The organism is Acinetobacter sp. BSP-28, from assembly GCF_044130285.1.
Classification (GTDB): Bacteria; Pseudomonadota; Gammaproteobacteria; order Pseudomonadales; family Moraxellaceae; genus Acinetobacter.
This window is the reverse complement of record NZ_JBIQOB010000076.1, coordinates 1-1,118: the sequence shown is the minus strand read 5'-3', so window position 1 is coordinate 1,118 and position 1,118 is coordinate 1. Positions and strand designations below refer to the sequence as shown.

General features: G+C 43.3%; 2 protein-coding genes. Both read right to left on the bottom strand.

Annotated features, from left to right (window positions below):
* Positions 1-465, bottom strand: a 465-nt coding sequence (locus tag ACE01R_RS17805; protein ID WP_395552807.1) for a phage minor head protein, incomplete at its 3' end; no start/stop codon positions are given.
* A 149-nt stretch (positions 466-614) separates the two neighbouring features.
* A partial coding sequence (locus ACE01R_RS17800; RefSeq protein WP_395552806.1) for a DUF935 family protein occupies positions 615-1,118 on the bottom strand: 504 nt, incomplete at its 5' end.

Below are 1,118 nucleotides of genomic sequence, written 5' to 3'. Positions count from 1 at the left end.
GCACCGGCAACGGAATCCCAGCGGCGGGTAATGTGTCAGCCAAAACGGATGATCAATCGGTAAGACAATTCGATTCAAAGCTAAATGTGCAGGACGTACACGACTATCATTGATAGCCGAATACATCAGATACGGTCGTTTAGCCTTATTCCGCTGTTGCTGTTGCCATCGTCCATGGCCATAAGCATTCTGGATATTGGTACGGAATACATTGTCCAGGTAATGCTTTGGCAGAATGATTTCAGATTCAGCAATTAGCTTTTGGAAGTCGTTAAATGTCCCACCATCTGCAATAGATTTATTCACGGCCTTGATGACGGTCTCAATCTGCTCAAGACTCGACAAAAAGCTAACCGTAGTTGCCATCTGCCGGGTCTTAAGGTCCATTGAATAAAATTCATCAGGTAAAACAATCTTTTTGCTGTGAGCGAATTCCAATGCCTCAAGGAATGTGACTGGTTGCATGATGTATACCTATTAAAAAACCACCTTTCGGTGGCTTGGCTGCTGCTTTCAGTAATTTCTTAAGGACCTTCTTACATTTCTTTTTTGAATGGTTTGCAACCAAATAAGGTTCCCCATGCTCATTAATGTACCAACCACTAGGTTTCATATCACTGCCCATCCTTCGCCATTGCATACCCCAACACATCTGCAGCATATAAAGCCTGATCTAAATTCGCAGTGAATTCAGTCCGTGATGCCTCAGGTAATAACTTTGCCAAGTTAAAAACTAAAGTTTCAGGACTGTCGGATTCAGCCACCAATTGTTTAATCTGATCCTGATTTAAAAGCTCTAAATCACTTTGGCCATCCGTCAGCTCTTCAACTTCTTGCTGTGCTGCAGATAACTTGTTGGCAGATGCCTTAAAGCTAAATGCTGTTTTAGGTAATGCTGAGAATTGAGTATTCGCCGGTAATTGCTGAACCTCGGCAATATCACCATCCTGTAAGCCATATTCACGCTGAAAGTATTGTGGTGTCAGGTTAGCCCCGGCATTTTTAAGATGAGCATCACGCTCTGCCTGTTCTTTGTTGAGTGGCTTAGGCTTCTCACCCAGCATGACCTCATATTCACCCCAGCCATTTAATGCACAAAGTGCATTAACAACTGCCTG